Consider the following 13213-nt stretch of genomic DNA (forward strand, 5'->3'; position numbering starts at 1 on the left):
TATATGAAAACAAATTTTAGAATATACATAATTGCATTATTTATAATGCCCAGTTTAATTTTTGCATCAGGTGGATCTATTTATTCAAGATTTGGTCTTGGAGATTTTTATCAATCATTTTCTTCGAGAAGAATGGCAATAGGTGAACTTGGTATTGCAATAAATGATTATGACTATCTTAATAATCTTAATCCTGCAAGCTGGTCTAAACTTAGATTAACTCGTATTGAAACTGGAATAATTTATCACGGGAATAATATTTCTTCAAATTCTTCTTCTGTTTATTATTCACAAACAATATTTACTGGATTTATGCTTGGTTTTCCTATTGATCACGACTATGGAATAAGTTTAACCGCAGGATTGTTACCATTTTCAAATGTAGATTATGATGTAACAACAATTGAGAATAGTGAGTTAACAGAATCATATGAATTAACACACAGTGGAAAAGGTGGTCTATCAAAATCGTTTATTGGAATATCTTATAAGCTACCTTTTAATTTTTCAATTGGTGCATCGTTTGATTATTATCTTGGAAAAATTACTAATCAATCTTTTATAAACTTTTCTGATAGCTCGCAATTTCGTGATGGTTCTTTTCTTGATGAATATAGCTATAATGGTATTGGATTTTCGGTTGGATTGATTTCGAGTAATTTTGCACCAATATTAAAGCTTAGCAATATTAAAGATTTAAGAGTAGGCTTAATTTATTCAAATAATGTTACATTAAAGGCTGATACAGTTAATAAATCAACAACCATACTTGGAACTATAACTAACTCATCAGGGAGAATCAAAACAAATCTTCCATACAAAGTTGGTATCGGAATTTCACTCAACTGGAAAGGTGATTATCTTTTTGTATTTGATTATTTATATCAACCATTTAATAAATTTAAGATAGATAATCGCAACATAAAAGAATTAAGGAATTTTCAAAAACTTAGCATTGGTTTCGAATATCGTAAAGCTGATATAAGGTCACAATCTTTCTGGGAACAGGTAAAATTTCGAGGAGGTTTAAGTTACGAAAAGACTCAATACTATTTGAATAATACAGGCATTGATATGTATGCTGTCTATACAGGACTATCGTTACCATTAGGATTTGAAAGTACACTGGATTTAGCATTTCAATTTGGAAAAAGGGGAACTACCGAAAATAATTTATTAAAAGAAAATATTTATAAGTTTTCGGTTACATTAAGTCTTGGAGAACTCTGGTTCCTTAGACAAGAAAGGTAAAACAATTAAAGGAGAATAAAAATTGAAAGTAGTAAAATATTTATTAGCAATTATATTTATTAATATTACTTCGTTACTGGCACAAAGCGATATAATGGCAAATTTTTCACTTTTTTATGAATATCATAAGAACAAAGACTATGTAAGTGCAGAACCTTATGGTTGGAAAGTTATCAATAGTGACCCGACTAATTTTATAAAGTTTAAGCTGTTCCCTAAAATGGAAGAGACTTTATGGTATCTTCATGATAGTACAAATGCTTCTGAAGATGCAATAAAAAAATTAAATGATACAATCCTTTATTTTTATGACAAAGCAATACAATATGAACCACAGTTGGCAGGCTACTACACTGCACGTAAAGCTTATGTAAAAGAAGTATGGAGAAAAGATAAACCAGAAGAGATAATCCCAATTTACGAAAAGGCAATTGAGTTGGATCCAAATTTACCAGCATTTTATAAAGATCGATTGGGAATTTTATACATTGCAAATGCTTCTGACTTGAATGATTATAAACTCAGAGCACTTGATTTATATTCAAAATTATCTGAAGCTGAACCTAATAATCCAATCTGGATACAAAAACTTGAATCGATAGCAGAAAATATTAATGAACTTGTAGAGATAACAAAAAAGTCATGGGATCTCGATAAAGAAAATTTAGAAAAAGCATGGAAATATGCAGCAACATGTATTCGAGCTCAGGAATATGAAAAAGCACGTGAACCTTTAGAATTTTTAACTACTAAAGCACCAGATGTAATTAATTACTGGAAACAACTTGCAAGTGTATATGATAAATTAGATCAAAACGATAAAGCAATTAGAGCTTATAGAAAATTAATTGAACTTCAACCTGATGGAAAAGAAAATTATGTTAATTTAGCATTAGTTTATAAAAGATTAGATCAACTTTCTGTTGCAAGATCATTTTTACAAAAGGCAATGAATATTGACCCCAATTGGGATTACCCTGTATTTATCGAAGCTCAATTATATGAACAGGCTGCTCGAGGTTGTGAATTTGATTTTATGGCAAAGTGTGTTTATTTACTTGCAGTAAATACATATAGAAAAGCTGCATCAATGAATGGTCAATTTTCAAGTCTTGCAGCCGAAAGAGTTAAAGCACTTCAAAATTCAATTCCAACAAAAGAAGATTATTTCTTTAGAAAATTGAAAAGTGGAGATACTATAAAAATCGAAGGTGAATGTTATTCATGGATTGGTAAAAGCGTTCAAGTACCATAATTTTTTAATAAAATAAGAGAATTTATGTTACAATATTTAAATCAAGATCCAGAAATATTAAACATTGTTAAACTGGAAATTAATAGACAGGCTTATAATTTAGAATTAATTGCATCAGAAAATTTTGTGAGTCTTGCAGTTTTAAGTGCAGCAGGTTCGGTTCTTACAAATAAATACGCAGAAGGTTATCCAGGTAAAAGATATTATGGCGGTTGTGAATATGTTGATATGGCAGAAAATCTTGCACGTGAAAGACTTAAAAAATTATTTGGAGCAGAATACGTAAATGTTCAACCCCATAGTGGTTCTCAAGCAAATATGGCTGTTTATATGGCTTTACTTAAACCTGGTGATAAAATTTTAGGTTTAAGCTTAGATCATGGTGGACATTTAACTCATGGTTCTCTTGTTAATTTTTCTGGACAAATTTATCAATCTGTACCTTATACACTAAATCGTGAAACTAAGTTACTTGATTATAATTTAATAGAAGATATTGCAAAAAAAGAAAAACCAAAGTTAATAATAACAGGAGCAAGTGCTTACTCTCGTGATTGGGATTATAAAAAATTTAGAGAGATTGCAGATAAAGTCGGTGCATTTTTAATGTGCGATATGGCTCATCCTGCAGGTTTAATTGCAAAAGGTTTATTGAATAATCCTTTACCTTACTGCGATATAGTTACATCTACAACACATAAAACTTTGAGAGGACCTCGTGGTGGTGTAATTCTTATTGGGAAAGATAAAGAAAATCCTCTTGGAATTAAAACTCCAAAAGGAGATCGTCTGAAAATGATGTCTGAAGTAATTGATAGTATAGTTATGCCTGGAATTCAAGGTGGACCTTTAATGCATATTATTATGGCAAAAGCAGTTGCTTTTGGAGAAGCATTGCAGGGATCTTTTACTGATTATGCAAAACAAATAATCAAAAATGCAAAAACATTAGCAGAAGAATTGACAAAACTTGGTTATGAAATTGTATCTGGAGGTACAGATAATCATCTTATGTTGATTGATTTAACAAATAAAGATTTAAGTGGAAAAAAAGTTGAAACTGCTCTTGGTATTGCAGGAATTACTGTTAATAAAAACATGATTCCATTTGATTCAAAAAGTCCATTTATTACAAGTGGAATAAGAATAGGCACACCTGCTGTTACTACTCGTGGTATGAAAGAGAATGAGATGAGATTAATTGCATCATTTATTGATAGAGCAATTAAAAATGTTGATAATGAAGAAGAGTTAAAGTCAATAAGAAAAGATGTAACAGAACTTTGTTCAAAGTTTCCTTTATATCCTGAATTACAATTAAATTAAGCTGATTGTGAAAGAAGAGGAAAAACTGCTTGCCGAAGAGAATAATTCTGAAGAAGTGGAAATGACTTTCCTCGAACATCTCGAGGAATTAAGATGGAGAATTATTTATTCTTTGATAGGAATTTTAATTGGTACTATAATCGCATGGATTTTTATAGATTTTATAATTAACGAAATATTATTACTACCTGCTAAACAGGCTAATCTTAAACTCCAGAACCTAAAACCATTCGGTCAACTTTTTCTTTATTTCGAAGTTGCAATTATAATTGGCTTGATTTTAAGTTTTCCAAATGTTGTCTACCAGATCTGGAAGTTTATTGCACCTGCACTCAAAGAAAAAGAAAAAAAATATATAACTTCAATTGTTTTGTTTACAACTTTTTGTTTTTTATGTGGAGTAATATTTGCATATTTTGTAATGCTTCCTCTCACATTAAAATTCGCTGCACAGTTTGGTTCTCCAGCTATTGAGAATAATATTGCTGTTGATGAATATTTCTCAATTATTTTAAGTGTTATAATTGGAGCTGGATTGGTTTTTGAATTACCAATGTTATCTTTCTTTCTATCCAGGATTGGTATTTTGACACCAAAGTTTATGAGGAAATATCGAAGACATGCTATAGTTATCATTTTAATTCTGGCAGCAATTCTTACACCAGGAACAGATCCAGTATCACAAGTCGTACTTGCTGTACCATTGGTTTTCTTATATGAAATAAGTATTTTAGTTTCAAAAATTTTCCAGAAGAAAACTTGAATAATCTTAATAAAATTACTCATATAATTGAATCTGAGTTAGAAGAGTTTAATAAAATATTTCGCCAATCCATTAAATCAAAAATTGGAATTGTTGATTTAATAACACGTTATTTACTTAAGCAAAAAGGGAAAAAGATAAGACCAATTCTTGTTTTGCTTTCAAGTAAAATTTCAGGTGGCATTAATGAGAGAAGTTATAGAGGAGCTGGTTTAGTAGAATTACTTCATACTGCTACACTTGTTCACGATGATGTAGTTGATAATGCAGAAACAAGAAGATACTTCCCATCGATTAATGCTATTTGGAAAAATAAAGTTGCTGTATTAATGGGAGATTATTTATTAGCACGTGGATTAATGCTTGCAGTGGATAATAAAGATTATGATTTTCTGGAAGTTATTACTCAAACTGTAAAAAGAATGTCAGAAGGAGAATTGCTTCAGATTAATAAAACAAGAAAACTTGATAATGATGAAGAAACATATTTTAAAATAATATCTGATAAAACCGCATCTTTAATCTCAACTTGTTGTGAAATAGGAGCAAGAGCATCGACTGATGATAATAAAAAAATAGAAGCATTAAAAAATTTTGGTGAAAATCTTGGAATTGCATTTCAAATTCGTGATGATATTCTTGATTTTGTAGGTAAGATAAAAATTATTGGTAAACCTCTTGGTGGCGACATTCGAGAAAAAAAATTAACCCTCCCAATTATTCATGCACTTAGAAATTCAAATAATGCAGAAGCAGAAAAAATTTTGAAATCAATTAAAAGTGGTGGAAAAAAATTAATAATTAAAGACGTAATTGAATTTGTAAAAAAATATGAAGGAATAACATATTCTGAAGAAGTAGCAAAAAATTATGCACAAAAAGCAATCCAATCCCTCGATATATTTAATCCATCCGAAGCAAAAGATTCTTTAATTCACCTGGTAGAATTTGTAATTAATAGAAAGAATTAGCAAAAACATACCTTTACAAAAAATTTTTTTTCTAATTGAACTTTTGTAATTAAAAAATGATTTAATATTTTGTGTAACTGAATTATAAAAATTATACAATGTATCCTTTTTAACAAATTCTGTTATTAAATGAAAAGAACCATACTTGATTATACTCTTAAAATTCGCTTACCTTTAACATTATTTGTAATAGCAATTACTTACGTAATTACATATTATGTATCAAGACCCGAAAGGGATGGTCTTGGATATTCTCCAGAGCAACCAATAAATTTTTCTCATAAGCTTCATGCTGGAGATATGGCAATTGATTGTCAGTATTGCCACATTGGAGTTGAAAAAGTTCGAAATGCATTAATCCCTTCGACAAACATTTGTATGAATTGTCATACAATTGCAAGAAAAGACAGACCTGAAATCATCAAGCTAAACAAATATTATCAAGAAGGGAAACCAATACCCTGGAGAAGAATTCATAGAGTTCCAGATTATGCTTATTTCAATCATAGTGTGCATGTAAATAAAGGAATTAAATGTGAAAGCTGTCATGGAGATGTAAAGCATATGGAAAAAATTTCTCAAGTGCGACAGTTTACAATGGCAGCATGCTTGGATTGTCATCGTAATCCACATGAAAATTTAAAATATCTTAAAAATTTTAAAACCGGTCCTGAAAATTGTTTTGCCTGTCATAGATGAGCGGGAGTTATTATGAAAAATGTAACCAGTAGAAAAAACTTTATTAATAAAATTATTCTAAGTGTAGTTGCAATTATTATTGGTTCATTTTCTTTTATGAAATTTAATATCAAAAAAATTGCCCGAAAAAATATTAAAGTAAAAATAAATCCTCTTTCTGTTAAAAGAGTAAATAAGGTATAGGTATGAACGAAGAACTCTTAAATTCTGAAGAAGAAAAGAGAAATCAAAATCTTAATTCAGATCATCAAATTAATTATGATGAATTTTTAGAAAGCGTTACAAATGATTTTGATATAACTAAGTTATCAAAAATATCAAGAAGAAAATTTTTTGCATTGCTTTCTGCTTCGGCTGCTTTTGTAACTACATCATGCACAGGATATCGAGATAAAGGGGAAATAGTTGCATATAATAAACGACCAGAAGAAATATTACCCGGCGAAGCTAATTATTATGCTTCAACATGTGCTGGTTGCTCAAATTCATGTGGAATTCTGATTAAAACAAGAGAAGGTCGCCCTATCAAAATTGATGGTAATCCAGAACATCCAATTAATGAAGGAAAAATTTGTAGTAAAGGACAGGCAAGCATTCTTAATTTGTATGACCCAGAAAGATTAAAAGAGCCTTTAAAAAACAACAAAGAATCTGATTGGGAAAATATAAATAATGAAATACTTTCAGCTCTCAAGAATGCAACAAAGAATGATAAAAAAATTCTTTTAGTTACAAATACTATTGTATCTCCAACAGTAAAAAAATTATTTGATGATTTTAAAATAAAATTCCCTACAACAGAAGTTATATCTTATGAATTAATTAATGATGATGTAAGAAGAAGTGCATGGTTTAAATGTTATAATACCTATGAGTATCCAGCTATTAAGTGGAACGAAGCAGATGTAATACTTGCACTTGATTCAGATTTTTTAGGTAACGAAGATAATTTCATTGAAAATACAATAAAGTTTACATCAAAACGAGAAGCAATTAAAAATGTAAATTTCAACAGGCTTTATGTTGCAGAAAGTAGAATGTCTATTACCGGTATGATGGCAGATTACAGGTTGCGTGTGTCACCACATCTTCAGTTTAAGTTTGTAATGGGATTAATAAATGAAATTATTAAAAAAGGCTCTTCTATTAAATTAGATTCATATGCACTTTCTATAATTAATAAATTCAACCTTGATGAATTTAAAATTATAAACAAAGAAAAAATAGATTATCTAATAAAGGATTTAAATGATAATCGAGGTAAATCTATTGTTTATGCAGGCAATACACTTTCTGAAAGTGTGCATATTGCTGTTAATCTTCTCAACGAAATTTTAGGTAACACAAATTTATATGATTACTCAAAAGCATATAAACAGTACATTAAAAATTCTACTCAATCAGAAATTCTCAATATAATCGATTCAATGAATAAAGGTGAAGTTGAAGCTGTAATTCATTTTGATAGTAATCCAGCATTTCATTTCCCCGAAGATTATGGTTACGTTAATGCATTGAAAAAAGTAAATACAGTTGTAACACTTACTGAAAGTAAAACAGAAACATCTGCATTGAGTAAATATGTTCTTCCAATAAATAATCAACTTGAAAGCTGGGGCGATGCATTTATTCGTAGAGGTGTTTATAGTTTAATGCAACCAGTAATTGAACCAATTTTCAATACAAGACAAAAAGAAGCAATTCTTCTTACATGGATAAATGATAATAAGTATGATGAAAAAATTTATCATAATTATTTAAAAAACAATTTTCAAAAAGAAATTTATGCTAAAACAAATTCTTCGGTTGAATTTGATATCTATTGGTTTTCTGCACTTCATGATGGAGTTGTTAATATTAAAGAAAGTTTTACTATCCCACAATTAAATTTATCTTTAATTCAAAACTTCTTAAATGATGTTGGTGAAGTATCATATAATCAAAATGATGATTATGTAATACATCTTACAAATAATTACTTTATTGATAATGGTAAGTTTGCAAATAATGGCTGGTTACAGGAAATTCCACATCCTGTAACAAAAGTAGCATGGGATAATTATGCTGCTATATCTGTTAAGACTGCAGAAAAATTAAAAGTAGAAATGAATGATTTAATTGAAGTAAAAGTTGAAAATAGAAAATTGACTTTGCCAGTTGTAATTCAACCTGGAATGACAGACGATACAATAAATATTGAACTGGGCTATGGAAGAAAAGTTGTTGGAGAAGTAGGAAAGGGAGTTGGTTTCAATGCGATAATGTTAATGTCGAGAAATTATTCTTTATCTCCATATATTTTAAAGAATGCTTCTGTTAAAAAAGTTGATGGTAAATATGAATTAGCTACTACACAGGAACATCATCTTTTAACAGATAAATTTGTTAAGGATTTTCATCGTATAAGAAAAATAATTCAAGAAGGGACATTAAAAAAATATCAAAAGGATTCTCACTTCCTTCATAAAGAAAAACATGAATTATTTAGTATAACACGAGAGCATAAATTCGAAGGTGTAAAATGGGCAATGGCTATTGATTTGAATAAATGTACAGGTTGTAGTGCGTGTGTTGCTGCCTGCAATGTTGAAAATAATATTCCTGTAGTAGGAAAAGATCAGGTTTATTTAGGAAGAGAAATGCAGTGGATTAGAATAGATAGATATTATTCAGGTACTGATGATGATCCTGTTGTGAGTAATCAACCAATGCTCTGTCAACATTGTGATAATGCTCCCTGTGAAAATGTTTGTCCAGTTAATGCGACAAATCATAGTCCAGATGGCTTAAATCAGATGGTTTATAATCGTTGTGTTGGAACAAGATATTGTTCAAATAACTGTCCTTACAAAGTAAGAAGATTCAATTTTTATAATTTCCGTGATCATTTCGAAAATGCATATTATGATAACGAATTAACATCGCTTGTTCATAATCCAGAAGTTACTGTTCGTTCAAGAGGTGTAATGGAAAAATGTACATTCTGCATTCAAAGAATAATGGAAGCTCGTTCACTGGCAATAAGAGAAGGTAGAGAATTAAAAGGTAGTGATGTAAAAACTGCATGCCAGCAAGCATGTCCTTCTAATGCTATAATTTTTGGGGATATGCACGACGTTAATTCTGAAATATCAAAACTTCGTAATCATAATCTCTCTTATCATGTTCTTGAAGAACTCAATGTAAAACCTAATGTAACATACATAGCTAAATTAAGAAATACACATTCGGAGGAAATTGAGTGAGTGCTATTGAATATTCAAAGGAAATATCTGTTATTGAAGGTAAACCTTCACTAAGGTCTCTTGATGAATTAATTTCAAAACCATTAGATACAAAACCAGATAAAAAATTTTTTATAGCGTTATCAATAACATTATCGATGCTCGCTTTATTTGTAATAGGATTAGCATTGACGTTAATGTATGGTATAGGGACGTGGGGAAATAATAATCCTGTTGGTTGGGGTTTTGGTATTGTTAATTTTGTTTTCTGGGTAGGAATTGGTCATGCAGGTACTTTGATATCTGCAATCTTATTTTTATTCAGACAGAAATGGAGAACTGGAATTGCACGATTTGCAGAAGGGATGACAATCTTTGCTGTTATGACAGCTGCTTTATTTCCAGTGATTCACACTGGTAGACCCTGGTTAGCTGGTTATTTATTCCCTTATCCAAATCAACATTCTATATGGGTCAATTTTACATCCCCACTCTTGTGGGATGTATTTGCTGTATCAACATATTTTACAGTATCACTAATATTCTGGTATGTTGGATTAATACCAGATTTAGCTACACTAAGAGAAAGAACTACAAATAAAATTAAGAAAGTTATTTATTCAATTTTAAGTCTTGGCTGGCGATTTTCAAATAGACACTGGCAACATTATGAAATGGTTTATTTAATTCTTGCAGGATTTGCTACACCATTAGTGTTATCAGTTCATACAATAGTTAGTTTTGATTTTGCAGTTTCAATAATACCTGGCTGGCATGCAACAATTTTTCCACCTTACTTTGTCGCCGGTGCTGTATTCTCTGGATTCGCTATGGTTCAAAATGTTCTGATATTTATAAGAAAAATTTTTAACTATGAGCATATTATAACTGTAGATACTCTTGAAAAAATGAACAAAATAATTCTTGTTACAGGTATGATGGTGGGATATGCATATGGTATGGAATTTTTTATTGCATGGTATAGTGGAATACAAATTGAACAATTTACATTTATTAATCGTGCATTAGGTCCTTATGCATGGGCATACTGGATTATGGTAACCTGCAATGTTGTTTCACCTCAATTATTCTGGATAAAAAAAATTAGAAGGTCTATACCGATAATGTTTGTAATTGGTGTATTTGTAAATATAGGTATGTGGTTTGAAAGATTTGTTATTGTAGTTACATCAATATCTCGTGATTTCTTACCTTCAAGCTGGGGATATTTCAAACCGACAATTGTTGATATAATGATTTTGATTGGTAGCTTTGGATTTTTCTTTACCTGGATTTTATTATTTACAAAATCATTACCAGTTGTATCAATAGCAGAAGTAAAATCTGTTGTTGAAGGTTCACAACCTTCACATAAACACTGATTAATATAGAGGAATAGAATGATAGAGAAAAGATTATACGGTTACGCAGCAATATTTGATACTCCTGATGAAATTATAAAAGCAGCAGAAGAAGTACGTAATGAAGGCTATAAAAAATTTGATGTTCATTCACCATATCCAATTCATGGCATGCCAAAAGCTATGAATTTACCTCCTTCTAAATTAGGTTATGCAGCTTTAATATTTGGTTTAACCGGTGCAATTACTGCTTTGCTTATTACTTTCTGGATTTCAGCTGTTGATTATCCATTAATTATTGGAGGTAAACCTTTTTTCTCTTTCCCGGCTTACGTACCAGTTATTTTTGAAGTAACTGTACTTTCTGCTTCAATTGCAACAGTGGTTACAATGCTCTTTATAATTTTTAAATTCCCAAATAATTCTCATCCTTTGAATGATACTGAATATATGAAGAAAGTATCCTCTGATAAGTATGGAATAGTAATTCAAGCAAATGATGATATTTTTGATGATTCAAAGGTTGTAAGGTTATTTGAAAAATTAGGCTCGAAGGAAATAATTCCAATTTATTTTGATAATAATGAAATCAATAAAAGCATTCAACTTCTTGAACCAAAATTTTTATTATTTCTTGTATTAGTTTCTGCCGTTACTTCTGGATTAACATATTTTACCTTGAATAAATTACTTTATATGCCACCGTTTAGCTGGATGATGGAACAGTCTAAGTTAAATCCTCAACACACTTCAAATATCTTTAAAGATAGGTTTGGAATGCGTACTCCAGTTGAAGGAACAGTTGCAAGAGGACATATGCCTTTTATGTTCAAAGATAAACCTGAAGAAGCTGGAAAATATCTTGTTAATCCTTTGCCAGTTTCTAAATCTGTTCTACAATTGGGTCAAAAAAAATATGATATTTATTGTAGTCCATGTCATGGCTATTATGGTGAAGGTGATAGCAGGCTAAGAGGACAATTTCCTAATCCACCAAGTCTTCATACAGAAAAACTTAAAACCTGGAGTGATGGAAGATTTTTTTATGTTATTACAGAAGGACAAAATATTATGCCCTCTTATTCAACACAACTTACTGCAGATGAAAGATGGGCTATTGTACATTATATAAGAGTATTACAAAGGTCATTAAATGCCAGGGAGACTGACTTACAATGAGCAACTTTATTGAAACTAATTACACAAAAAAAGAAATTCCAGAAAAATTTAAATCAACAGGTATTATTTTACTTTTATTGGGTTTAATTGGAATAGCATTAAGTTATTATTTCAACCCTATAAGAGCTTCGTATAATAATATTATAATACTTTTATTTTTAATTAGCATTGGATTAGGTTCGATGTTTTTGATAAGTATAGAATATCTTTCTGGAGCAGTCTGGAGTGTTCCTTTTAGAAGAATTCCTGAATTTCTTTCTGGTGTTGTTCTTTTACTTCCTGTTATTGTTCTACCTTTACTATTTAATATGAAAAATATTTTTGAGTGGCTTCATCCAGAAATTTTGAAAGTTGATCCCTTATTACAAAATAAAGCTCCTTATCTAAATTCTGATTTTTTTATAGTAAGAGTTATAATCTTTATTTCAATCTGGATTTTATTCTTTTATTTATTTACAAAGAATTCTTTCAAACAGGATCTTACAGGAGAACAGTTATTCACAAAAAAGAATATTAAATATTCAGCTTTGTTTTTACCATTGTTTGCCATAACAATTACATTTACTGCTATAGATTGGTTAATGAGTTTAGAACCACACTGGTTTTCTACTATTTTTGGCGTCTATTATTTTTCTGGAACTGTTGTATCATCTATAGCTGCATCCACAATTACAATTATATTACTGAATGAAAGAGGATATTTAGTTAAAGGATTATCAGGAGATCATTATTATAGTTTAGGAGCTTTATTATTTGCTTTCATTAATTTCTGGGCATACATAGCATTTTCGCAGTACTTATTAATCTGGTATGCAAATCTTCCTGAAGAAACAATCTGGTTTTTAAATAGATGGCAGGGTAACTGGAAATATGTAAGCATAGGATTAATTATAATACATTTTGTCGTTCCATATTTTGGTTTGTTATCTCAACCATCGAAAATGAATCCTAAAAGATTATTAATAATGTCATCAATCATATTATTTGCACATTATTATGATTTATACTGGATGGCAATGCCAAATTTCAGTAAGAACAATTTTATCTTTAGCTGGAGTGAAATTTCATTCATATTATTTACTGTTGGTACAATTATATTAATTTTTTATTCATTCACTAAAAAGTATAATTTAATTCCAATTGGAGATCCAAAATTAAAAAGAGGAATAGAATTCAAATTATAG

General features: G+C 29.8%; 11 protein-coding genes. All 11 read left to right on the plus strand.

All coding sequences use genetic code 11. The features are described from left to right. Positions 1 to 3: 3 nt before the first annotated feature. The 11 genes from bamG to VJY38_RS09320 all read left to right on the plus strand — a co-directional run bounded on the left by bamG (position 4) and on the right by VJY38_RS09320 (position 13213). Entirely contained in the window at positions 4 to 1251 is a 1248-nt protein-coding gene (gene bamG, locus VJY38_RS09270) for a BamG family beta-barrel-assembly machinery protein (protein WP_353680412.1), read from the plus strand. Positions 1252 to 1273: 22 nt separating this feature from the next. Further along, entirely contained in the window at positions 1274 to 2506 is a 1233-nt protein-coding gene (locus VJY38_RS09275; RefSeq protein WP_353680413.1) for a tetratricopeptide repeat protein, read from the plus strand. Between the two features lie 24 nt (positions 2507 to 2530). Continuing rightward, positions 2531 to 3832, plus strand: coding sequence for a serine hydroxymethyltransferase (glyA, locus tag VJY38_RS09280; protein ID WP_353680414.1), 1302 nt, complete (start codon positions 2531 to 2533; stop codon positions 3830 to 3832). 7 nt (positions 3833 to 3839) lie between these two features. Next, a complete protein-coding gene (tatC, locus tag VJY38_RS09285; RefSeq protein ID WP_353680415.1) occupies positions 3840 to 4595 on the plus strand; it encodes a twin-arginine translocase subunit TatC in 756 nt (251 codons plus the stop codon). Beyond that, entirely contained in the window at positions 4592 to 5566 is a 975-nt protein-coding gene (locus VJY38_RS09290; protein WP_353680416.1) for a polyprenyl synthetase family protein, read from the plus strand. Before tatC ends, VJY38_RS09290 begins: the two co-directional genes overlap by 4 nt. Positions 5567 to 5695: 129 nt before the next feature. Further along, positions 5696 to 6265 carry a cytochrome c3 family protein gene (locus VJY38_RS09295; protein ID WP_353680417.1) on the plus strand — a complete coding sequence of 190 codons (570 nt, stop codon included), beginning with the start codon at positions 5696 to 5698 and terminating at the stop codon, positions 6263 to 6265. Between the two features lie 12 nt (positions 6266 to 6277). Beyond that, a complete protein-coding gene (locus tag VJY38_RS09300) occupies positions 6278 to 6448 on the plus strand; it encodes a hypothetical protein (protein WP_353680418.1) in 171 nt (56 codons plus the stop codon). A gap of 2 nt (positions 6449 to 6450) precedes the next feature. After that, a complete protein-coding gene (locus VJY38_RS09305; RefSeq protein ID WP_353680419.1) occupies positions 6451 to 9510 on the plus strand; it encodes a 4Fe-4S dicluster domain-containing protein in 3060 nt (1019 codons plus the stop codon). Beyond that, positions 9507 to 10871 (plus strand): NrfD/PsrC family molybdoenzyme membrane anchor subunit, encoded by a 1365-nt coding sequence (gene nrfD / locus VJY38_RS09310; protein WP_353680420.1) that lies wholly within the window; start codon positions 9507 to 9509, stop codon positions 10869 to 10871. The genes VJY38_RS09305 and nrfD overlap by 4 nt, the downstream gene beginning before the upstream one ends. Before the next feature lie 18 nt (positions 10872 to 10889). Further along, a complete protein-coding gene (locus VJY38_RS09315) occupies positions 10890 to 12029 on the plus strand; it encodes a quinol:electron acceptor oxidoreductase subunit ActD (RefSeq protein WP_353680421.1) in 1140 nt (379 codons plus the stop codon). Next, complete coding sequence (locus VJY38_RS09320; protein WP_353680422.1) at positions 12026 to 13213, plus strand: quinol:cytochrome C oxidoreductase; 1188 nt, start codon at positions 12026 to 12028, stop codon at positions 13211 to 13213. Before VJY38_RS09315 ends, VJY38_RS09320 begins: the two co-directional genes overlap by 4 nt.

This window comes from Rosettibacter firmus (assembly GCF_036860695.1).
Lineage (GTDB): Bacteria > Bacteroidota > Ignavibacteria > Ignavibacteriales > Melioribacteraceae > Rosettibacter > Rosettibacter firmus.

Excerpts from the sequence above, each read along its gene's own strand:
- bamG (WP_353680412.1), top strand. The coding sequence starts at position 4 with ATGAAAACAAATTTTAGAATATACATAATTGCATTATTTATAATGCCC.
- glyA (WP_353680414.1), top strand. The coding sequence starts at position 2,531 with ATGTTACAATATTTAAATCAAGATCCAGAAATATTAAACATTGTTAAA.
- VJY38_RS09295 (WP_353680417.1), top strand. The coding sequence starts at position 5,696 with ATGAAAAGAACCATACTTGATTATACTCTTAAAATTCGCTTACCTTTA.
- VJY38_RS09300 (WP_353680418.1), top strand. The coding sequence starts at position 6,278 with ATGAAAAATGTAACCAGTAGAAAAAACTTTATTAATAAAATTATTCTA.
- VJY38_RS09305 (WP_353680419.1), top strand. The coding sequence starts at position 6,451 with ATGAACGAAGAACTCTTAAATTCTGAAGAAGAAAAGAGAAATCAAAAT.
- VJY38_RS09315 (WP_353680421.1), top strand. The coding sequence starts at position 10,890 with ATGATAGAGAAAAGATTATACGGTTACGCAGCAATATTTGATACTCCT.
- VJY38_RS09320 (WP_353680422.1), top strand. The coding sequence starts at position 12,026 with ATGAGCAACTTTATTGAAACTAATTACACAAAAAAAGAAATTCCAGAA.